The sequence below is a fragment of the Pseudoalteromonas sp. XMcav2-N genome (assembly GCF_024124545.1).
GTDB lineage: Bacteria > Pseudomonadota > Gammaproteobacteria > Enterobacterales > Alteromonadaceae > Pseudoalteromonas.
In genome coordinates this window covers 519489-541364 of sequence record NZ_JAMXSF010000001.1, presented here as the reverse complement: position 1 = coordinate 541364, position 21876 = coordinate 519489, and the positions used below count along the sequence as shown (strand labels likewise).

At 47.2% G+C, this 21876-nt stretch carries 22 protein-coding genes; 12 read left to right on the top strand and 10 right to left on the bottom strand.

Annotated features, from left to right (window positions below):
- The first annotated feature begins 93 nt into the window (after nucleotides 1-93).
- The 9 genes from NH568_RS02200 to NH568_RS02160 all read left to right on the top strand — a co-directional run bounded on the left by NH568_RS02200 (nucleotide 94) and on the right by NH568_RS02160 (nucleotide 5809).
- A complete protein-coding gene (locus tag NH568_RS02200; protein ID WP_253044356.1) occupies nucleotides 94-564 on the top strand; it encodes a DUF3291 domain-containing protein in 471 nt (156 codons plus the stop codon).
- Between the two features lie 52 nt (nucleotides 565-616).
- Nucleotides 617-1153, top strand: coding sequence for a DUF1697 domain-containing protein (locus NH568_RS02195; protein ID WP_253044355.1), 537 nt, complete (start codon nucleotides 617-619; stop codon nucleotides 1151-1153).
- A 209-nt stretch (nucleotides 1154-1362) separates the two neighbouring features.
- A complete protein-coding gene (locus NH568_RS02190; RefSeq protein WP_253044354.1) occupies nucleotides 1363-1662 on the top strand; it encodes a DUF3088 family protein in 300 nt (99 codons plus the stop codon).
- Between the two features lie 112 nt (nucleotides 1663-1774).
- On the top strand, nucleotides 1775-2206 hold the full coding sequence (locus NH568_RS02185) for a GNAT family N-acetyltransferase (RefSeq protein WP_253044353.1): 432 nt from the start codon (nucleotides 1775-1777) through the stop codon (nucleotides 2204-2206).
- Between the two features lie 191 nt (nucleotides 2207-2397).
- Complete coding sequence (locus NH568_RS02180; RefSeq protein WP_253044352.1) at nucleotides 2398-2769, top strand: VOC family protein; 372 nt, start codon at nucleotides 2398-2400, stop codon at nucleotides 2767-2769.
- 179 nt (nucleotides 2770-2948) lie between these two features.
- A complete protein-coding gene (locus NH568_RS02175) occupies nucleotides 2949-3248 on the top strand; it encodes an antibiotic biosynthesis monooxygenase (protein ID WP_253044351.1) in 300 nt (99 codons plus the stop codon).
- A 48-nt stretch (nucleotides 3249-3296) separates the two neighbouring features.
- Complete coding sequence (locus tag NH568_RS02170; RefSeq protein ID WP_253044350.1) at nucleotides 3297-4073, top strand: alpha/beta hydrolase; 777 nt, start codon at nucleotides 3297-3299, stop codon at nucleotides 4071-4073.
- 30 nt (nucleotides 4074-4103) lie between these two features.
- The gene (locus NH568_RS02165; RefSeq protein WP_253044349.1) at nucleotides 4104-5087 is read left to right on the top strand and encodes a S66 peptidase family protein; all 984 of its coding nucleotides are present in this window, start codon (nucleotides 4104-4106) and stop codon (nucleotides 5085-5087) included.
- A complete protein-coding gene (locus tag NH568_RS02160; protein ID WP_253044348.1) occupies nucleotides 5087-5809 on the top strand; it encodes a hypothetical protein in 723 nt (240 codons plus the stop codon). The genes NH568_RS02165 and NH568_RS02160 overlap by 1 nt, the downstream gene beginning before the upstream one ends.
- Here the strand turns inward: NH568_RS02160 and NH568_RS02155 are convergent.
- Entirely contained in the window at nucleotides 5754-6881 is a 1128-nt protein-coding gene (locus NH568_RS02155) for a helix-turn-helix transcriptional regulator (RefSeq protein ID WP_253044347.1), read from the bottom strand. The genes NH568_RS02160 and NH568_RS02155 overlap by 56 nt on opposite strands.
- Before the next feature lie 212 nt (nucleotides 6882-7093).
- Between NH568_RS02155 and NH568_RS02150 the strand changes: the two genes are divergently transcribed.
- Nucleotides 7094-7543 (top strand): hypothetical protein, encoded by a 450-nt coding sequence (locus NH568_RS02150; protein ID WP_253044346.1) that lies wholly within the window; start codon nucleotides 7094-7096, stop codon nucleotides 7541-7543.
- Between the two features lie 83 nt (nucleotides 7544-7626).
- Here the strand turns inward: NH568_RS02150 and NH568_RS02145 are convergent, their stop codons facing one another.
- A complete protein-coding gene (locus NH568_RS02145) occupies nucleotides 7627-8904 on the bottom strand; it encodes an amidohydrolase family protein (protein ID WP_253044345.1) in 1278 nt (425 codons plus the stop codon).
- Nucleotides 8905-9009: 105 nt separating this feature from the next.
- The gene (locus tag NH568_RS02140) at nucleotides 9010-10689 is read right to left on the bottom strand and encodes an MFS transporter (protein WP_253044510.1); all 1680 of its coding nucleotides are present in this window, start codon (nucleotides 10687-10689) and stop codon (nucleotides 9010-9012) included.
- A gap of 165 nt (nucleotides 10690-10854) precedes the next feature.
- Between NH568_RS02140 and NH568_RS02135 the strand changes: the two genes are divergently transcribed.
- A complete protein-coding gene (locus NH568_RS02135; RefSeq protein ID WP_253044344.1) occupies nucleotides 10855-13257 on the top strand; it encodes a hypothetical protein in 2403 nt (800 codons plus the stop codon).
- 42 nt (nucleotides 13258-13299) lie between these two features.
- Here NH568_RS02135 and NH568_RS02130 read toward each other — a convergent pair whose 3' ends face one another.
- The 7 genes from NH568_RS02130 to NH568_RS02100 form a co-directional block, all read right to left on the bottom strand.
- Complete coding sequence (locus NH568_RS02130) at nucleotides 13300-13803, bottom strand: type II secretion system protein GspG (protein ID WP_253044343.1); 504 nt, start codon at nucleotides 13801-13803, stop codon at nucleotides 13300-13302.
- A 63-nt stretch (nucleotides 13804-13866) separates the two neighbouring features.
- On the bottom strand, nucleotides 13867-14208 hold the full coding sequence (locus NH568_RS02125; protein WP_253044342.1) for a hypothetical protein: 342 nt from the start codon (nucleotides 14206-14208) through the stop codon (nucleotides 13867-13869).
- Between the two features lie 293 nt (nucleotides 14209-14501).
- Nucleotides 14502-15083, bottom strand: a complete 582-nt coding sequence (locus NH568_RS02120; protein WP_253044341.1) for a hypothetical protein — start codon at nucleotides 15081-15083, stop codon at nucleotides 14502-14504.
- 9 nt (nucleotides 15084-15092) lie between these two features.
- Nucleotides 15093-17159, bottom strand: a complete 2067-nt coding sequence (locus tag NH568_RS02115; RefSeq protein WP_253044340.1) for an LruC domain-containing protein — start codon at nucleotides 17157-17159, stop codon at nucleotides 15093-15095.
- Nucleotides 17160-17381: 222 nt separating this feature from the next.
- The gene (locus NH568_RS02110) at nucleotides 17382-18107 is read right to left on the bottom strand and encodes a sterol desaturase family protein (protein ID WP_253044339.1); all 726 of its coding nucleotides are present in this window, start codon (nucleotides 18105-18107) and stop codon (nucleotides 17382-17384) included.
- A 169-nt stretch (nucleotides 18108-18276) separates the two neighbouring features.
- Nucleotides 18277-18726, bottom strand: coding sequence for a hypothetical protein (locus tag NH568_RS02105; RefSeq protein WP_253044338.1), 450 nt, complete (start codon nucleotides 18724-18726; stop codon nucleotides 18277-18279).
- A gap of 55 nt (nucleotides 18727-18781) precedes the next feature.
- Nucleotides 18782-20632: a haloalkane dehalogenase gene (locus NH568_RS02100; RefSeq protein WP_253044337.1), complete on the bottom strand. Its 1851-nt coding sequence runs from the start codon at nucleotides 20630-20632 to the stop codon at nucleotides 18782-18784.
- Between the two features lie 192 nt (nucleotides 20633-20824).
- On the opposite strand from NH568_RS02100, the gene NH568_RS24155 reads away from it, so the two are divergent.
- Nucleotides 20825-21871 carry a histidine kinase gene (locus tag NH568_RS24155; RefSeq protein ID WP_253044336.1) on the top strand — a complete coding sequence of 349 codons (1047 nt, stop codon included), beginning with the start codon at nucleotides 20825-20827 and terminating at the stop codon, nucleotides 21869-21871.
- Nucleotides 21872-21876 lie beyond the last annotated feature (5 nt).

Here is a 21876-nt window from a genome sequence, read left to right as displayed (position 1 = left end):
TCCTGAAAAACAACCTTATATCCTCCATTGGTCGTGAATAAAAAAACATCAACCGCCACATCAAGGCTTACAAGAACCTCAAGGAGCGCACACATGAAACTGGCCCAGTTAAATATAGCTAAAACAAAATACCCGCTAGATGCCCCCGAGATAAAAGATTTTGTCGACAACTTAGAGCTGATAAATGGTATTGCTGAAGACAGTGAGGGGTTTGTCTGGCGACTGAAAGACGAATCGGGCGACGCAACTCACATTCAGATGTTTGACGACCCCAGTATTATTGTCAATATGTCGGTGTGGGAGTCTGTTGATGCGCTTAAAAACTTCATGTTCCGGACCCACCATCGTGACTTTATGCGCAGAAAAGGCGAATGGTTTCATCGCCTGGCAGAAGATACTTATGTGCTATGGTGGATTGAGGAAGATCATATCCCGACGCAAGAAGAAGCATTAGCGCGTCTGATGCACTTGAGACAAGAGGGAGATACTCCCTATGCCTTTACATTTAAGACTAACTTCACAGCATCAGAAGCGGCTATTTACTCCAGGGATACACGGGGTTAGCATGCATTGGGGTATGCCATTTAAAAACAATAAGTAAAAAAGGATCAATCGTATGAAATATGTGTGCCTGATGCGTGGAATTAACGTCAGCGGCCAGCGTAAAGTAAACATGAAAACGCTCTGTACGCAACTCGCTGAACTGGGGATGGATAATGTCAGCTATTATCTGCAATCTGGTAATCTGCTCTTTGACACCTCGCTGACCAGTTCAGAGATCAAAGCCACGATCACACAATTGCTTGGTGATGCCTACGACTATCAGGATGTCGATTTGTTCCTGTTTACCTTTGATGCACTGCAAGCCATTTACGATGAGATGCCTACATTTGTTTCTGATCAGGATGTAAGTAAAAGCCATTTTACCTTCCTCAATGACATACCTGATACCAAACTGACTGAGCAGATGGACGACCAAGCCTTCTTGCCAGATCAATACCGTCTCTGTGGCACTATGGTTTACGTTTATTGCCCCAACGGGTATGGCAGAACTAAAATACATACCAATTTTTTTGAGCGCAAACTTAAGGTCAGAGCCACCACCAGAAATCACAAAACAGTTGCTACCTTGTTGGATAAACTCAGCAGCTAACAGGCGCCACAAAACTGACTCTCCTTTAACACGACTGGATTGGCTAGCTGGTCGTGTTGGCTAAGTTGCTCACCTACATCAACTGTTTAACCCATGAGTAATAGATCATGGATGCAGGACCTAACTCGTCATTCGTCGAATAAACAGACACTTTTGACATTAGTTGATGTACTCTGTTCCCGAAATAAAACCTATTGTAAGGAGTTTAGGTGAAACCCATTTTGTTTGTACTCAGCATGCCCTTTGAAGATGGGCCCGGAAAAATGTGGATATGCTCCCACTGTGCCATGATTGAAGGTGCACTGACTGTAAACCCTCACTGGGCAGACCAAGTGGATGTACGTCGCGTTGATTTTGCGAAACCAAGAAAAGCTGTAGTTGAACTTCTTGGCGAGGACAATCAGTGGTTGCCTGTGCTTATTTTGGACGATGAGCAAACGCTCACACAACCTGAAGCAATCATTAATTATCTGGCAGAAGCCTTTGGAGGCGCAGCAGTGCATCCTTAACTATGCCTTATTTAGCCAGTTCCCCGCACTCAATGTTTAAATACCCGATAAAAACATGCAGCTGTTACGGCAGGTATCACACTGTGAAATTGAAACTTTAAGGAAAAGCCATATGACCGTAATTATCAGAGAACCGCAGGCATCGGACTCAAAGGCAATTCACCAAGTCTCTGGCCATCTGGGTTATACCGAATTATCTCCCTCAGAGGCATACGAAAACCTGCATGCACTACTCAACTCTCCTCAGGACAAGCTCTACGTTGCAGAGCGAAATGGCCTAATCGTGGGCTGGATACATGTGTTCTACGCACGGAGACTGGCATCAGCCGGCTTCTATGAAATCGGAGGGCTAATTGTGTCTCCTGACGCCCAGGGGCAAGGGATAGGCCGAACGCTGGTTAACCATGTGCGTGCGCAACACCCGGGAACAGTCAGAGTTAGGTGCAACATACTAAGAAAAGATGCACATCGATTTTACGAATCAATTGGGTTTAACAATAATAAAGGTCAGTTCGTTTTTCAGGCAGACGCCATAAGGGAGTAATAGCTTAATTACCGCCCGGATATTCACCAAAAAGTAAAATAATACTGCCAAATTAAAGTAACGCTCAGGTACATATGACGCAATGGTATGTCTGACGAGAAAACAGCTAAGTATGTGATCACATAGCTTAGGATAAAAGCATGGCACAAACGTGCCATACTAAATTGACCCTTTAAAAAGCGGAAAAAGAAATGCCACAGAACAACCCAGTTGGATATTTTGAAATTCCAGTCACAGATCTGGATCGCGCGATGGCGTTTTACCACGCCGTATTTGGTTTTCAGTTCGAACATGCAGTCATCGATGGGCATGATATGGCACTATTCCCATCTAATGATCAGGCAACCGGCATAACCGGTGCACTGGTTACAGGAGACAGTTATGTACCATCTAAAGCGGGCACGCGGCTGTATTTTCATACCGATGACATCGATGCAACACTGGCTAAGGTGCTGTCTCTGGGAGGTAAAACCCTCTACCCCAAAACATCCGTTTGCGGATTTGGCTGGGTTGCGGAGTTTGAAGATTCTGAAGGAAACTGTATCGCCCTGCATGCCGAGTAACCTGTTCCGTGCCAAATTTAGAGCGGTCAGTGACACACTCTGTCAGCAGATATAGGCACACGTACAAAAAATGCGAGCGTATCAATACGCCTGATGATAGTCTGAAAACTCAAAGACATAACCAATATCAGTGTCAATATTACGCTAGTATGAGCAGGCTAACTCAGGGAGACATACCTATGTTTAGGGTAATTTATCGGTGGCAAGTACCCACTGAAAATATCGCCGAGTTTCAGGCAACATGGCGCGCGACAATGGATGCAATTCATAAGTCCGTTCAGGGTGCGCTGGGCAGTTTTATGCTACAAAGCTCTGATGACCCAAATAAAGTGCTAACTATAGCCAAATGGCGTTCGCGTGCAGATTGGGTGCACTTTTGGGATAACAGCAACCCCGAACAAATGCATAAGATGCGCCTGTTGGCTGAGCGAATTTCCGTTGAAACCTTTGACGAAGTGGAAGATCGAACCCACTCATAAAGCTGTTCACAAACTACAGTATCAATACCCCACATAAAGGGCTCTATCATGACAAAACAGTCAGCCTATGCAGATATCAATGGCATATCGATTCACTATGAGCAAAGTGGTAATCCGGACGGTTTTCCTCTGGCCATGCTGCACGGAGGTTTGGGCTCAACCCGGGATCTGGATGTACTCACTGAATATCTGGGTACTCATTTCCGACTGATATCCATTGACTTGCGAGGCCAGGGAAGATCAAGCCTGGGCGATGTACCTTTGAGCTATGCACAATATCAAAGCGACGTGCAAGCATTGCTTGATTGGCTGGGTATTTCACGCTACTTTCTGTTTGGTTTCAGCGATGGCGGGATAGTCGCCTATCGTCTGGCGGTGCAAAACCCGGCTCAGGTTACTCGATTGCTGACACTGGGATCATCCTGGCGTCTGGAAGAAGGTGATCCGGCGGTTGAAAAACTGCGCGGCCTAACCGTTGAAATGTGGACTGAGCTGTTTCCTGAGGGAGTCGCTTATTATCAGGCATCGAACCCAGCCCCGAACTTTCCTGCCCTGGTTGAGGCAGTAAAAACGCTCTGGCTTGATACCAAGGAGTCTGGCTACCCTTGTGATTTGGTGGCACAAATTGATTGCCCTACCCTGATCATGCGAGGTGACAACGACTTTCTTTTTTCTCTGGAAGAAGCCGTTGCACTCAAAGCGCGTATTAAAGACGTCAGCTTTGCAAATATTCCCTTCACCACCCATGCCGCTCATCAGGAGTTACCGGCGCTGGTCGGCCCCATCATCCGGCAGTTTTTTCTGCAACCAAATCAGACGCCCTAACATGCAGTGTAATCAGGTATAAGGAAACATATGAACGAACATAAAAAACGGGCACGCATTGTATCCCCCAGCAGATCTGCTGAGATCTTGTCCCGAGAAACAACGGCCACCGCCATTGAAACACTGGCTGGGCTGGGTATCCATTGCGACTTTGCTCCCCATTACATACACCGAGAAGTTACAACAGCCCAGTTGATACTCGATAAGGCAAAAGATTTGAATGACGCCTTTGCAGACCCAGAAGTTGCGCTCATTTTAAGTACCATTGGCGGCCACAACGCAAACAGGACGCTCGACCATCTAAACTGGGACATACTCCGGGATAACCCAAAGCCGCTTTGCGGATACTCCGACATCACCGTACTGCTCAACGCTATTTATGCCATAACAGGCCAGATTACTTATCTGGGTCCGCATTTTTCCTCTTTTGGCATGCAACAGGGTTTGGAATTTACCCTCAGACATTTTGAGCTCGCCTTACTGGGTGGCACGGACTATGCGCTTAGCGCCAGCGAGTTTTGGTCTGATGATCTTTGGTTTATCGATCAAACCAGTCGCACTTTTATACCCAACCCGGGCCCCATCATTGTCAACAAAGGGACGTGTGAAGGCACCATTTTGGGTGGCAACCTTTGCTCATTCAATTTATTGCAGGGTACCCGTTACATGCCAGATTTAACCGGAGCGGTTTTATTTGTCGAAGAAGATAACCTGCTGGGTGACCTGACCCTGACGGAATTTGAACGTAACCTGCAATCTTTGTTGTCTCATCAGGGCGCTGAGCATATTGCCGGTTTAGTGGTCGGCCGCTTTCAAGCCGACAGCAAAGTAGACCTTAACGACCTGACAGAGCTCCTGAGCAGTTTTGAGCAACTGACATCTTGCCCGGTCGTGTGCAATCTCGACTTTGGTCATACAACACCTATTTTCACCGTTCCCATTGGCGGACAATGCACGCTCAAGGCATTGGATGGTAGAGTAAACATAAACATCCATACACGGCAAAACAACTAATGGGTTCCGTAATCGATTATAAATATCCGTCACAGACGCAGACCCCTGACTTACCCTTTGCATTCTATGTAACCTGGCTTTGGGTCATTGGGCTGATAATTTTGCTGGGGTTTATCCCCAGTTATATTCTGCAGTTTTCATCACTGACTACGATGCATCACTGGCACGGCGCTTTGTCCTTTGTCTGGGTGGCCGGTATGCTCAGCCAGGCAACACTGGTTTACCAAAAGCACTTGATACCGCACCGAACACTTGGATACTGCCTTGCTTTTGTCTTGCTGGCTTTTATTGTCTCAACGGTGGTTTTATACACCACCGTATACCAGGAACGTGTCACCACCAGCGTTATATTCAGGTTGGTGTTGAGTCTTGATATCGCCCTTTTCCCGCTCTTCGCATTCTTTATGTATCGGGCAATTTTCAGCGCCGGCTCTTCACACAAACACGCACACTGGATACTGCTTGCATCTGTAATGCTGCTGCCTCCGGGACTTGGTCGCCTGATCCATGGTCTGTTTTTCTTTCCATTTGATTTACCTCCCAGGTTTTTCTATGAGCCGACCGTGATTATCACAGGGTTAATCCTATACAGAATCGGTCAGGCGCAAAGCTGGCAATTCAAAAGCACCAGAGTATGTTTAGCGGCATTTATTTCAGCTGTTTTAATCAGTTATGCTGTTGCTTACGATATAACGAAGGAGTCAATCCCGTGGCTTTCTTAAACGCGGTGTTAAAGGTCGACTTAGAGTTAAAACCCACTTCAAACTGAATGCTCGACACCTGCATGTCTGTTTCTTTGAGTAATTTTTCAGCTTGTGATATTCGATAGCGATTTACAAACTGGAAGAAGTTGGTCTGCATTAATTGAGACAGAGTTTCTGAAATGTGATTTTCGCTTACGCCAATTGCACTGGAAAGTTTATTCAAAGACAAATCCTCTTCCATAAACAATTGCTCTTCTTCCATCGCTTTTTCCAGTTTAGCCGAAATACGTTGCATTCTATCCAGGCTTACTGTCGATGTACGAGGCTGCCGGGCTCTCGGCTCTCCTTTGTCGGCCGGAGTCAAAATCGGTTGTTTAAGTGCCAGATAGGCGAAGGCAAGTAGTACGCAAGCCTCAAAAATCGGTAGTATCACCCCCTGTCCAAACCAGCGCCAACCCAAGAACACCGAAATGTAACCGGTGGCATAACACAGCCAAACCAAGCCCCACAGCAATAAGATGACGGCAAACCAACTGATTGAACGTGACTCAATGTCAGAAAAACGTTCCATTAATTGCTGCCGGTGACGGGCATGAAGTTTTAAAGCGCTAATAAAATAAACCGCTGTGTACAAAACAAAGATCTGCGTTGAGGCAAAGCAAGAGAATAAAGCCAGCTTGTAGTGCTGAGGATCTCGGGTTGCCGGGTCCGCCAGTGCCAGTTTCTCAGCAGAACTCAGGCCGGACACAAACGGAGCCATCACCGCCATCACCAAAATCGGGCCAGATAGCGCCCATGCATAAGTCCGTTTCGAAAACTCAGGATTAGGAGACATGGTCGCACAGGCGTAAAAATACAGTGCCGGACCTAACAGTACACGGACGGGAAACTGCGCACCCACCAGCCAGGGCACGTAACGATATGCACCGGAATACACTACCAGTTCACCGCACACATGAACTATCAGTAAGGCGAGTAACGCTATCAGGTAAGTAGTTTGTCTCTGTCGGGGTTTATTAACCGCCTGCAGCAACGCCAGTAACAGCATACCCAGCATACTAGAGTAGATCAGCGTGCCTAACACACTCATTTAAGCTCTCTCAAAAACGTAAAAACGACAAGTGGTAGCATATTGGAAACAGCTAAGGGGTGCAACCAACGAGCTGAAATAGACGCCATGTTATTCAAGGCGAATTGAACAACTATCAAAGTGTATATTTTACAAAGTATTAGATTAAATATACGATAGTCAGCGAGTGGCGGGCAAGTGATGTTTTACCACCTTAAATCACAAAGGACTCTATGAAACTAACACTCAAACTTTCTATCGCCATTTACCTTATTTCTCTATGCCTGCCTGCTATTTCTCCTTTGGAATCTTCAGCAGAACACCTTATCGATGGCTATGAAGTACTCATACTGGGACCTGCACAGGTTTTTTTTGGATTTGTTATGTTGCCTCAAATGCCCGGGCTCGGACTACTGCTGATATTACCCTGGCTGGCAAATATCAGTTGGCTGATAAGCCTGGTCACTTATAAGGAAAAACTGGGTCGTATTGCGGGATTCTGTACTGCCGTGATTGTGGTGGTGTTTTTCGTCCACCCCGTTGCCATGATTGGCTCTTCCATAAGTGTGGTCTTGTTGCAGTTGCATATTGGCGCTTACCTGTGGATGCTGGCACTCATGCTACCATTGCTCATCTTGTATCCACTCAAAGCAAAAAAGCAGCCTCACAACACAGCGTCTTAATTTGTTAATTCGCCCTTTCAAGTAAGGTTAAGCGGCCTGCGGGTAAAACCGCACAGGCCACTTTCAATTGAGCGTAATTAAATTTACTGACGTTTATCCACTTCCACTTTGCCGTCTTTGATTACCAGGGTTACGGTTTCCATCACCTGAATATCTTTTAACGGGTTTCCCGGTACAGCAATGATATCAGCCAGCTTACCCGCCTCCAGAGAACCGAGCTTGTCCTGCATCTTTAACAAGGTCGCAGAATTGATAGTCGCGGCCTGAAGCGCCTGAAGCTCATTCATGCCAAACTTGACCATACGGCTAAATTGTTTGCCGTTTTGACCATGAGGGTACACTCCACCGTCTGAGCCAAACACCATGTTCACACCGGCCTTAACGGCTTTCGTAAAACTGGCTCGTTGAGTGCCGCCAACTTTTCGTTCTTTATCCAGGCTTTCGGGTAAAATACCGGCTTTTTCTCCCTCACTCAGGATATATTCGGTATTGTAAATATCCATTGAGAAATAAGTACCATGTTGCTTGGCAAGCTTGATAGCTTCATCATCCAAAAAACTGACATGTTCAACTGAATCCACCCCGGCACGGATAGCTGACTTAATGCCATCTGTTCCATGCGCATGAGCAGCCACGGTTAGGCCACGTAAATGCACTTCTGCTACCAGCGCCTGCATTTCCTCAAACGAATATTGCTGTGCACCCACTTTAGTGCCTTTGGATAATACACCTCCAGTTGCACAGAACTTAATTACGTCCACACCATATTTGATGTTTTCACGCACCTTTTGTCTGACTGCCCAGGGGCCGTCGGCCACCCCTTGTGCTACCACCTTGTGCTCGTGGGTAAACAGGTTATTGTCGCAGTGACCGCCCGTTATACCCAGCGCCGGGCCCGATGCGAAGATGCGAGGTCCTGGTACATCACCATCATAGATAGCATCACGCAGCGCCAGATCAGCATAGCCACCAGCGCCCAGGTTACGCACAGACGTAAACCCTGCTGCAAGCGTGCGCTTGGCGTTACGCACTCCTGTGATTGCCGAACGCGGTGCAGTGCGCTGCAAGCGCTTGTAACCATGAACTTGTGCATCACCGGTAAGGTGCACATGCATATCAAACAACCCCGGCAACAGTGTATGGCCTTTGAGATCAATCACAGTGGCATCTTCTGGGTAGGCTTTACGGTTGCTTCGTGATACCGACACGATTGTGTTGTCTTCGACTACCACAGTGGCGGGCCGGATGAGTTTTCCTGTGTTAACATCCAGTGCAGCGTCGGCATTGAGTACCAATGTGTCGGCAAAGGCATTGCCACAGGCCATAAGCACTGCGGCACTGATCAGAGTTGTTTTCAACATATTCGCTTCTTTTTTGTAGTAATTAGTCGACTCAGTCTAGTCATGGCAAGACAACAAAGGCAACCTAAGTGCGACCAACTTCGCCAAACGTCGGAACAAACAGCGTTATAAAGCGGCTTGTTCCTCCACTGAAACCTGTTGTAAAGGCCTTTGAATCAAAAAACGGTTAAACAGGTATAAAGCAATAGCCGTCGCCAGTGCCAATACACCAAACAACCCCCACATTAGGTCAGGTCGGCCATCTTGCTGGACCAAGGTGGCATAACTCCACCCAGATAAGAAGCCGGCAAACAAAAAGCCCAGAGCCATAGACACAAAGTAGTAGCCCATATACAGGGCAGCCTGTGAAGGCGGCGCGATACTGGCTACGTACTCCTGACTTTTAGGTGAGGTCAGCATTTCTCCCAATGCAATTAACAAGATCACTGTAACCATCAATGCCCCACTCGTTGCTGTCAGCTCTATGGCCATGAGTGAAAAGGCCCCAAACATAACAACCAGTCCTGCTGTCAGCACATAAAACGGCTTTATCCGCTGACACAAATAACTAACCAGGATCTGGAGCAATACAATGGCTGCGAAATCCAGGTTGATCAAATACTCGGGATTAATCTGCCGATATTCAAGCAGTGCGAGCGTGGTCTGTTGCAACTTTGCGCTCGTCAGTGTTTCCGACGCTTTCAAATCAGCCATCAGGGTTGTCAATTCGTGGGTTGGTACATTTACTTTAAGGTGAACCCACTCCAAGCGCAGGGCTTCAACGGCTGGTACAGTGCCCGCTTGTAATTGTGAATGTAATACCTGAACTGCATTTTGTAGCTGCGTGCTATCTACATATGCAAAGAAAGCAACGACATCCTCGCCAAAAAAGGCTATAAAGTTCAGTAAATCTCGGGTATCTACATAGTCACGGATAAACAAAGGCAAGGTATAAAACAGCTGGTTGTACACTGTCCAGAACCCTGCAAGAATGGCCAGATACACTGCAAATCGCATATTACTGATCCTCATGGGTTGTGCCCACCAGACAGCTTTCTTCTGCGTGACTCTGCGGGCGGTCTGATCCCAAATCACATTAATAGCCAGCCAGAGCCCAATGAGTGAAAACGCTTCAATATAGCTGAGGGCCTCGATTCCTGAACACATCAAGAGCACCACGGCGACTAACAACGTCAACGCAAAACGGCCATTACCAAGCACAGACTGAGCTTCTCGCAAAACATCACGAAGCGACGCTTTCTCCCGCTTAAGGCTCGGCGGATCACGGTAGAACCACAAAACAGGAATAAAATTCAGCAAGATCCAGCATGCCGACATCATAAACACAGCATCCCAGCTTATCGCCCTGAGCGCTCCAGCAAGCAAAGGCCCAAGAAAACCGCCAATATTAACCATGGTATAGAAAATGCCAAACCCAAGGCCGCGATTACTGTCGTTAGTACTGTGAGAAATAGTGCCGACTACCACAGGCTTGAAGCAAGCAGCCCCCAGAGCAACCAGGCTTAGTGCAGCAAAAAACGGCCAAAAGCTTTGCGCCTGACCCAGTAAAAAGTACCCCGGAGCCATAATGGCGAATGACAGCAAAAACATTTTTCGATAGCCAAGCTGATCGCCCAGTGCGCCAGTCAGTACGGGCAAAAGATAGAGAAAAAACGGGATGATCCCCTGTACCGCGCCGCGCTCAAGATCGGTAAATCCGACCCCGCCCTGAGCACTGGGCGTGGTCATATACACAGAAGACACCGCAAAAAAGCCATACCAGGCTAACCGCTCAAATATTTCCATGAGGTTAGCGACATAAAATGCACGGCTAAACCCTGATTCAGAAGCATCTGTACTTTGCCTCCCTGTATCTCGTTGCCTGGTTGATGTATTTATCGACATTGACTTGGATCCTATTGATTATTATTGTATACAATATACATAAAACACTAATAAGAGAAAGTCAAAATGTTACGATTGAGTTTAATTGCGTTGGCACTCCTGAGCGGCTGCCAGTCGTTAGAAAAACCGCCTCAGAGTCAGGTGGCTCGAGTTTCTGGCCAGATAGAACAGACAATCCCGAGCCCAGCCCAGATGCGTGTGGATATTGACGTAGCGGGCAGAACCAGCACGCTTAATCACATCGACATTACCTATGTCGGTAAACAAATACCGCGTACATACAGCGATGGCAAGATAACCAATAGCCGAGGCTATAACTGGTGGGTCAGCAAACATTTTGCGCTCAAAAGCGATTTGAGCGAGGAAAAAGTCCGCCTCTATCTTGAGCTATTGGAAATGTCTTACCCCCACTACGTTGAGCTGTTTGGTATGGCACCCGCGAACATTGATAATCAGCGCATTGCTGTCGTCTACGGCAGCTCTCGTGAGCGTGTACGTGAAGCCATGCTGGACGACGGTTTTTTGCGTGGCGTACACAAAACAGCCGGGGGCGAAACCATGTATTACAACCGTGCCGGATACAGTTTTCCAAGCCACCGACATCACCATCAACGCTATATTGTGATCCACGAAACTATGCACGCTTTTCATATGGCGCTCAATGGTCATGCAACCTGGGCACCAAGCTGGATCACCGAAGGCATGGCCGACGCAATCGCGAGCCACACCTATGACAGCGACAAAAAACAACTCAGAGTCATGGTATTCGACCGTGCCCCTATGAACTACCAGATCATGGGACTGGCGCAGTATCATAAGAATGGACAACCCAGCTTTGAGCAGATCAATGATGACCCACAACTGCGCCGTGGCCTTAACTTTTTCATCGTGCATTTTTTGTTAAGTGACCCACTGCGCTATCAGTATTTTAAACGCTACCTGCGCACCCTGATGGCATTGAACCCAGATTCTGACGCTACCTTGCCAACCGCCAATGCCCTACTGAAAACCACCTTTTCAGACTGGCCACAGCTGGAGCGCGACTTTGTCCAGTTCGTTCAAACAGCAAAGCCGAGCTTTTATATTGTACGAGGTCCCTGGGAGCAAAATGGCCCGGGCTACTGGCTGCGCAGCAACGATGAAAAAGCCCTTCAACGCTTAGATATTACGCCGTTTCGTAGCACACGCCACCCGGTACTGGATTTCCCCGCACCTCAGCCACACCCTGCAATCAACCCGGTCAGCAAAGATTCTTTCGCGGCCTTATTAACACTGCAACCTGAACAACGGACCCGAGGTGAAATTGGGGTAGGCTTGCTAACCAAACTTAGCAATGACAGTCTTGCACAACGTGCTGGATTGACTGAAAAAGCTGATTTTACTCAGGACCAGATGTTGCAAGTGCTACTGAATGATGGCACGCGACTATCAGTCATTGATACTACCAGCGGCACCACACAGGAGGTTGCACTCACGCCGGCAATTCTCAGAAGTTTAGAGCAAACCTTGCAACTGGGTCTCAATCTGCGCACAACCAGTTCAGGGCTGGAAGTTGAGATTAAATCAGCTAACAGCACACAAAAGGTTGCCTTTACAGTACCTGACAACGTATTGAGTGCAATCGACTTCCAACAGGTCTCCCTGCTGGGTCGCAACATGAATCACACTGTTACGCCATATCTGTATAGTCATACCTATGAAGTACCAGACCTTGAGATAGTCACAGCTAACCCCTGGTACTTTGCAGGCGCAGATTTGGCACACAGAGCCTTCAATACCTGTGTCGCATTTTCGGCTCAACTGCCGAATTGTATGGCCACACTGGACACTCAGCTGGCAAAACAAACCAATCAAAGCCTGCACTCAGCACTGAACCGAAACTTACAAAACATGCTCGAAAGTTGGCAACAACAGCTCTCTGATGATGCGTTGTATGCGCTCAGTGGTATCGAACTCTCGTTGCGGTTTGACGGTGACGTGCCTTTTATTTCGGTAAACAACCCCAGTCAGCAAACTGCCGACATTAAGCTTCAAAGCGGAAAATCTTTCTCTTTAACGCCGGGAAGACACAAACTGCCGTTGTCGGTAACTCAGAGCCAGGCAGGCTACACCCTGAGCTGGCAGGGCCTAACACAAACGGGTCAAATCACTTTGGAAAATCAGCAATTTGATGGCGTGTATTTGAATGCCCAGCTCAGCAAAGACAACTCGGATCTGCAGATAAGTCTGACCGGACCCTATTCCGGAGACACCCATGGCAAACTGTCGGTGCAGTTTCTTCCCTACCAGAGCCCCGCAGCTCAACCAGCACTTTGGCAGCAGGATGTCACCCTATCTCCATACGAAAAAAAGCGCTGGCAACCGCACTTACGCCAGCCTGAAAAGCTCAAAAACGGGGTACTGAAGGTTGTCGCTGTATTGGACGTCGATGGAGAGCCCATCAAACTGGTGGAAAGCTTTAAACTCTAGAAAGATCAGGAGTGCAGATAAGCTTTATTTGTACTCTTGTTATTAGTGATGAGCAGCACCCGAGTAAATTTTGGTGCAAACAGGTGCAGCTTCTTTAGGTAGCTTAGCTAAAACGGCCTCAATATGTGAGGTTAACTCCGGGTTATCTGTATGCTGATTTACGAGGTAGCATAAGTCCTGACCTCCTTCTGCACCACCAGGTAAGGAATCAGCCCCCAAATCCCAAAGTAAAATAAGGCGCTCTTCAAGGTTAAAGTAATAATAGTCGTTCCTCCACCTATTCTGGGGCAGTGTAGATATAAATTTCCCCTGATGTCCATGGGTGTGTGCAGAGGTCAGATGCGCAAGCCCTTCCCTATTAGTTGGATATTGGCCGGTTTGTAACTTATGCATGCTTAATGCATCACCCAGTTGTCGAAAATGCAGCTGGCTGGTATCGCGTTTACAGTCGGTTTTATTGATAAACTCAGGCATCAAAAACCCGACGCAGCATAGTGAAGCCAGTAACATCACTCCACTGATTTTTACAGTTCTCTTTAAACCCATAAAGCACTCACCTGATTTACTGTAACCAGGGCATTTTGGTCCCCTGAATTGGCTGAGCGGGTATCAGGCAACGGCACTCACTGTCTCAAAATAGGTGTTGTAAATCATTAAGCCAACGGCAATAAAAGGCAACAAGAAAAACCAAATAACAAAAGTAACTGCGAGTAGTTGATCCCTTAACTTTTGAAGTACAGAGCGCTCATCCAGATTGAGTTGATTATAATAGCTTTCTTTATCGGCCAGATGAACAACAATATTCTCGGTACAAACATCGTGACACTGAGAGCCAGAGGTATTGTCTAGCGCTTGTTCAATCGCAGCCTTCAGCATTTCCAGACCCGCTCTATTACCTGTGATCGCTTCCCCGTTAAAAAGCTCACTATTAACCCATGGTTCGTCATTCATACAATTGTCCTTTATTACCTCAATATTTAACCGCCTGTTAGCTGGCTTAAGTGTTCAGGCTGATCATCAAGCTAAACTTTGTAAGAATAAATAGTAACTGAACAAAAACCATCACCCAATAGTTACCGCCTCAAACAACAATTCATTTGTGAATGATGAACTTTTTAATGTATATGGCATAGGGCTGAAAGCTGCATATTTAACCAATTAAAGAAAAAAGCATATCTCTGGGCAGGGATATGCTTTGCGTTGGATTATTGTGAGTCACCACAATATGAATTACTTAGTGCACATTAGTTTATTTCCCATGTTTGCTGTTGTTGCGACCCGTCAAACTCCCAGTTATACACCAGCGGCTCAACATCGGTGCTGTAATACCAGATCTCGGCTTTGAGCTTTTGCTCTGAGTGTGGCAACACAATTTGAACAAACAGACCGTTACTATCGACAGGCGCTCTTAAAAAACACGTGTCGTCGTCCGTCAATGGGGCATCCTGTTGACAAATATTAATAAATGCACGGCTATTCACAACATTGGACGCAATTGACACAGCCACGGGCACATCAGTACGAAAGTCGAAAGCTTCATCAACGATCACAGCCTCCATGCCTTCCGTACTGCCACTGTCTTGCGCTGGTTGCGTGTCGTCATTCTGCGCTTCCTCTGCAGAGCCTTCCTGCGTTTCGCTATTGCTATCCTGCTCAGCAGCATTAGCTGTTTGTGTTTGCTCGGTATTGGCTGCACTACTTTGCCCCGCGTTACTGGTAGCACTTGATGCAGTATTGTTTGTCTGAGTTTGCCCCTGTGAGTCACCAGAACCACCACCACAAGCCGTTAATAATAAAGTGATTAGAGTTACGATTAATTTGTTCATGATGCTCTCCTAGTTTTGCGCTGCGTTGCTGATGGTGTACTGGTAATCAGAAACTGGATTCTCAAACCAGGTTGCGTTCTGTGCGCCTGCTGACTGGGCGAATTCCACAAATTGAGGATACGCAAGAGACATATCAACGCGCTCCATTGGATGGTCCCACTGAGAATTAATGATAAGTGCCCAGGGCAAACCCGTAGACGTTTGGAAGTAGCCGTTGGTTGAAGAGGTGTCATCCCCCTGATCCAGATAGCTGCTATCAAACGCTTCGGTTGGCGCATGATTTTTAAGATGGACTTCCCAGCCTCGGCCATTGTTCTGGTCTACGAATGGCCCGTGGTAATGACCATCTACTGCAAAAATAAACGGGTCAACCTTGCTGTTTGTCGCGATATTCGCGTTGTAGCTGGTTGCCAAGGGGATAGTGATTTCAAACGAATAAGGTGCTCGTTGGATATCACTGCAGCCTGTTTCAGTTCTGAAGAATTTGCAGCCTGGCTGAACCGGCACCATCTCTCTGGTATCGGCAAATATAACGACTATCGCTTCGTTTCTGTTAGCTTCCAGCGGACTGCCCGTCTGCGGCGTACCGTCAATAGTCAGTTCAATTTGGGCTTCATCCACATGCTTACGGGCAATGTCTTTTAGACGAATGGCAAAGCCATTGTGATAACCGGCCCCGACTGCAATCAGCGCACCTTCAATGTTGTAACGCACAACCTGGTTACCAATCTGGCTGGTCGTCACACGATATCGAACCACCACGTCGTTAAAGTCATAGTCACCTTTTTGCGGCCATAAGTCTTCAAACGCGGCGGTTTTCCACGAGGTCGAGTTCTGGATCAGGCTGCTGGCAACAACAGAGACATTCAAATCTTCCACTTCACCGTTATCAATCCCGCCCTGTGGTGCAATATCACTGGTGTTCGAGACCCGGAATCTGGCCCAGGTGCTGCCTGCAACAGCATCAACAGGCACAGGTATGAGCACACGGTTTTCACCGGCAACCCCCTGGTACTCGCGTATCACACGCTCTGACTCCTGGAACTGGCCATCACCGTTCCAGTCAATCCAGGCATTCACATACCCTGATTTTGATAGCGTGAACGAAACCAGCGTTTCATAGCCTGTTTCAAGGTTTGTTAAAAAGCTAATGCCGTTGTCGTCGTCTGTGGCTTTAGGTACATATTCTGCACTGACACTCTGACCAAAAAATAAGTCACCCACATTATGACGCGCACCATTGGCGTTAAGCGAGGTGCCATAGCTATCCGGTGCGTCGCCATAGTCTATGGTTGGGTCTTCTGTATCATCAATAATCGGGGCCGTTGCACAGCGTGCACCGTCGTTAGTATTGGAAACCGGACCATACGCGAAAAGCTGGGTATTATTTGTATCGTTTATATCTATTTTATAAACATGCCCGTCCTGATTTCTGCTGATGTAAAAATTACTCTCCACATCAAAATAGACGGCACCGAATGTCCCGGACTGGCCCACGTTGCCAAGGTTGGTGCTGGTGCCGTTAGAAACATCAATGCGGTGCAGATTACCATTGCTGTCTACACTATACGCCAGGCTGGCATTTTCATTGGGCGCGAACGCCAAATCAAAAATATTCAGGTTCAACGCGCTACCATCAATAATGCGCTCTGCCTGCAAATAGTCGTCGCTGTTTTCGTCGAGCGATACGCGATACAGGCCTAAGCTACTGCCTTTCTTGTAAACATAAAATGCATTCTCGTGAATAGCGACATCACCCACGTAAAAGTTGGTATCGGGGAATCCCGATGTCATGATAGGCTCAAGCACGTAGTCTTTTCCCACCCGACCGATGTCTTTGTTGCTGTAATCCCAGCCGTAAATGTAACGGTCGTGGACACTAAACCCGATGCCATTGAGCTTGTTGTTGGTACCAACATTTTCAGCGAACGTGGTGTACGAACCTGAGACCAGGTTAACGCCATACATAGTTGCTGTGTTGCCCTGCACCAAAAAGGCCTTGGACGGACATGTGTCGAATGGGGCGGCTGATAGTCCTGCGGAAAACACGCAGGCTCCGAACAATATCTTTTTCATGTGACTCTCCAACGCTTTGATTTGCTGTTAGAGAGATTGCAAGCATGAGGCCAACTTTATAGCACTGATTTTAAAGGGGTTTTATTTTTAACAATTGCGTTATTGCAATACGCAATGCAGGATAAAAATCACAATAAGAAAAACGAGACTAAAAAGCACACTCTGTGCGTGCTCAATCAACCGCCATGGATCACTGAGTGCATTGACACTGTCTATCACAGTTCATGACTTATAGACATCTTTGGTCTTGAGCATGTCGTAAACCCTGTTTTCACGTGTTTTATCAAAACCAACCTGCCGGACATACGCTTTTGGATTGGAAAAAGTGCCGAATAACAGATCCCAGATAGCTAATCCGTAATTTTGCTTATGATGCATATATTTATGATGAACTCTGTGCATTTCAGGGCGTTGCAACACAAAGCCCAGCCAGTATGGCGTTTTCAGATCTGCGTGTATGTAAATGTTGTACAAAGCCGCAATGATCAGGCTTACGGCAGTCCCATAGGCATCGAGGCCCAGAATAAAATAGCAACACAAGGCATTCAAAAACGTGGCAGCAACGCCATCAAAAGGATGCATATAAAAAGACGTGAGGGCTTCAATACGTCTGGGACTATGATGTAGCTGATGAAAGACACGCCACAACAAGTCAAACTTGTGCATAGCTCTGTGCCACCAATAAGCAACAAAACTGGTGAGCAAGAAACCAAGCAAACCCTGCAGGAACATGTTTTCGCTGCTAAAACTCAGTAAAGACACAGTGCTAAATACATCAACAAAAATCAGACCTGCACCGACCGTACTGATCGATTGAAATAAGCTGATACCTGAGGCGAGGATCATCCAGCGCCGATCACAGCTGTTTTTAGACGCGGGAGCAATGACCTCCAGAGTAAAAATACAGATAAATGCGGTAATAACTATGGCTAAAGTAAGTAGTTCCATCCTGACCTGACTCTTTAATTTTACCTGAACAACGAAAACCCCATGGCTGATCCAGACCCCTGTATGAAAAGAATAACCGACTGGTATCGCTTACGTGCTGAGAATTGGTCCAGACTAGCCAATCTAAATTAAAATAATACAAGCAGCCAGGCCGAGCGCTTTACGCATCTCAACTCAGTTTGGCTTGTCGTTCACGCTTATAACACGCTGCCCATGCGCCAAGTACAATCGCTCCCCAGCCAACTGTGAAAAAGATAATATTTCGCCAGACAGGGAACACAATATCATCTACAGGTAAAAAATAAACCACAAGCAAATCGATCATTTCTACCACCATAATTGTCAGCACTGCTGACTTTACGAAATTGCCTTTTAGATAGCCTGCTACAAAATAAGCGGTGAGCGCGTTAAAAAAGCCGACAATGAACAGAAGAGCACCAATGACCACAGGAGATCTAATGATTGCCTCATCCATTTCAGCGTCTGTAAAGTCATTGGTATACATAAAGTCAAAAACCGCTATCCAGACAAACACCTCTGCAATTGCATATAAGAAATATACAAGTAGCGAAATAAAAACGAGTGCTTTGAACTCTCTGAAATCAGTAAAATTATTCATGCGTCCCTTACAGGCAGTTCGGCCACCTCCCCCTCAGGTAAGGTGACCAAGGGTATTACTGGCGAAGCTGATAACTATTGCCCAGCTCATCCTGCAATACATAGGCAATGCCCTCAACGGCTGTTACATCAAGCGGTTCCGTCAAAATACGGCTTGAAAACGTCCAACCCTCTGGCAGCGAGAGTTTATCTCCCAGGTTTGCCAAGTCATCCATCTGCAATGAGGCGTCCGAAATGCGGCTGAACGACTGCATCACAAAAACCTGACCTGTGTTATCGGTCAGCTCATAAATACGCCTGCCTTTATAGAAGTGCCAGGTATTGCTTCTAGATACTTCACCGGCGACATAAGGAAGTTGCTCGCCCTGCGCAGCACTCATGTCAGCGGTGGTCAGTAAGCGCATTTTCAACTCACCAAAAAGGCGAAATTGCGTATCAGCATCTTGCGTAATGACGTCCCCACCCCGGCTTTCATCCACTACAAAAAAGCGCGGACCGTTTGGGATAGCACTCAAGGCATCGTATTGCGCTGCTACCTCTTCAAAGTCGATGGCTTCCCACTGAGATTGCTCGCACATATTCACGCCCGGCGTGCCCCATACCTGAGCGATCACTTTATCGTCTTGCATATAAGGTAATAAGATCTCGCAGTACCGCATATTGTAATTTGCTCCTCCCGTTACCAATGGTGCTTGCGGCGCAGTCGTTTGCATAAAGGCTAGCAAATGCAGCGCCAGATCCTCACCCACATCATCCTGAATAAAGTGTGCGGCCTGAAAGCGCCTATGCTCCACTCCTTTTGCACCTGGAACATGATTAACCCACTTGCTTTGATTTGCTTCACTCCCCAACCCCTTATCATATTCGCCCGCATTAAACATAAACGGATTATGATAAGCGCCTAAAGTTTGCCACGCAGCTAAGTTTTGAGCCTCTATGCCGGATAACATCGAAGGAAAGGCGCGAATAGCCGCTTTAAATTGCACATTGGGATAAGGTGCATTGTATGCATTGACTTCGGCGTCGCTCAGTTCAATTGCAGAGAGTTTTTGCACCACATCCCCCGCCATCAGCTCTGGTGCTGTAGCCGCATAATCGATCCACTGCTGAAATCCTTCAATCGGGTGCGTCGATCGGGTATCGAAGAATGTACTGGCATCCATTGTTAGCGACTCATCTATGTTAAAGTCTGGCAACTGAAACGGATTACCACCGGTTGGAAATATCGGCATATCCCCGTTTGCAACGACGATTCTGGCAAAGCGCTCAGACATATTCCCTGCCACTCTCAACCCGATCAAACTGCCCCAGTCCTGCACAAACAAATTGATATCGGTGAGTTGTAGCTGATTAATAAACGTCTTGGTCCAAGCCACATGATGTTCGTACTGATGCGCTGCAACATCGAGTGGTTTATCCGACTTGCCCATCCCCATATTATCGAGCGCTATCACTCGATAACCGGCCTCTGCCAGAATGGGGATCATTTTTCTGTATAAATACGACCAACTCGGCTGGCCATGCAGCATGAGTACGACTTCACCGTCTTTTGGTCCTTCGTCAACGTAATGCAGCCTCAGCCCTTCAATATCCAAATAATTCGCTGCAAAGTCATAGCCGGGTAACTCATCAAAACATGCATCCGGGGTACGGATAAACTCCACGCCTTTGCTGGTGGTTGAAGGCACCATTTCTGCCTCCAGGCAGGCCTCACTGAGCGGCCCGGTTGCGGGCCGGGTTTCTACCGGGATATCTGCGCTGACCGTTTCTTCGACACTGGCCGTGTCATCATCGTTGTCACTACAGGCCACCAATATGCTACTGAACAGGCATACGCCAATGACCTTACGCAAAGTCATCACTGACTGCTTTAATTTGAATTGTGATGATCGAATGTTGTAAATCATGTTTGTTTTCCTTATGTATCAGATGACAATGACTTGTCTTATCAGGACACAGGAATAACACCACACAATTGGCCACCCCAGCCTGTTGCGTGCAGATGGTGTAAAAGTCTGCGCCAATGGTGTCGTAGCAACGTTTCATCCAGGCAAAATTGCTTGTACCATTTACTCTATCAATGACGAATGGATCACCGAGTGAATACAGCACCTATCACAGCGAGCCAGCCCGGGCTTTATAACAAAAGTACCACCCAGGCCTGGATATTTTTACTGATTTGGCCCTGGTTCAACATCTTGCTGATATCCAGTGTGTTGCTGCTGCTCGATAAATTTACGCTGACCCTGTTTGCTCAGGTGATAGTGAAAATATGGAGCGGGTTTTGTGCAGGCTACCTGCTGTTTAACCTGTGTGAGTCAATCTGTACGCGGTTTTTTCCCGCCCAGTTTTTACCTGCGTGGTGTCGTCATGACATCTGGCTGCTCAGGCCGTTTTCCATCATTCTGCTGTACGTGCTGATTGGCCCCATCGTCAGCTTGCCCACCAGCGATGCAGTGACCCAGGTGACCTTTTTGCCCATAGTGATTATGTTACTTGAGACCCTGGTCTACATTGCGGTCATGCTGATGCTCAAGCAGCAAACCTATCACTTTCAGTCGCAGCTACAGGCACAAAAAGCTGAGTTACAAATGCTGAAAATGCAGTCGAATCCGCACTTTTTGTTCAACACGCTTAACCTGATCGCCAGTGAAGTTACTCAAGAGCCGCGCAAAGCAAAAGCGCTGATTTACGACCTGAGTGATCTACTGCGCCACACCATTCAACTGGCCAAACAACAGTTTGTTACGCTTGAGCAGGAACTCAAACTGGTGGAGCTTTACCTTGTGCTGCAACAAAAACGGTTCGCCGATCGGCTGACATTTGATCTGGATTGCCCGGGTGAACTCGACCCGCTGCCGGTTCCCTCCTTACTGTTACTGCCGATTGTTGAAAACGCCGTGAAATATGGCATTGCCCCCTACGCACGCGCAGGCCATATCAGTATCATTATTGAAACGACGGAGCATAGCTTGCTGATTGAAGTGCAGGATACAGGCGCGCCTTTTGATGACACCCAGCTCAGTCAGGGCGAGGGACTGCGCATTATTCGTGAAACCCTGAATCTGCATTATCGGGGCGCCGCGAGTTTCAAACTGGTTTCCTGCGATGAAGGCACCAGCGCTTTTATCCAGCTACCCCGATAACCAAA